The organism is Paenisporosarcina sp. P5_A11 (genome assembly GCF_056400705.1).
Genome location: NZ_JBFUKT010000405.1, coordinates 1 through 507 on the forward strand (window position 1 = coordinate 1; position 507 = coordinate 507).

The window sequence follows — 507 nt, forward strand, 5'->3', positions numbered from 1 at the left end:
TCCTCCAGGTACTTAGATGTTTCAGTTCCCTGGGTGTGCCACGGATACGCTATGTATTCACGTAAACGTACTGCTCGATTAAAAACAGTGGGTTTCCCCATTCGGAAATCTCCGGATCAAAGCTTACTTACAGCTCCCCGAAGCATATCGGTGTTAGTACCGTCCTTCATCGGCTCCTAGTGCCAAGGCATTCACCGTGCGCCCTTATTAACTTAACCGGTTTCGGTTTCCAAGCCACAAAGTGTCTTGAATTCCTCAAATCAGTTATTAATAAGATTGAACTTATTAAAAATGAATTACTTGAATGTTTGTTGCTTTCAATGTCGTTTTATCCARTTTTCAAAGAACAAGTTTTGAAAGTGTCTTCTATTATATAGAAGATGAACCTTCAAAACTGAACGCAAAACGTCAACTTATAGACCCAAGGTCTATATTCCGTAATTATCCTTAGAAAGGAGGTGATCCAGCCGCACCTTCCGATACGGCTACCTTGTTACGACTTCACCC

Annotated in this window: 2 rRNA genes; both read right to left on the reverse strand. The window is 41.5% G+C overall.

The annotated features are described in order from the left end of the window. Nucleotides 1-218 (reverse strand): 23S ribosomal RNA (locus AC1DOS_RS20550); the annotation flags it as partial. Nucleotides 219-451: 233 nt separating this feature from the next. Beyond that, nucleotides 452-507: ribosomal RNA gene (locus tag AC1DOS_RS20555) — 16S ribosomal RNA — on the reverse strand; the annotation flags it as partial.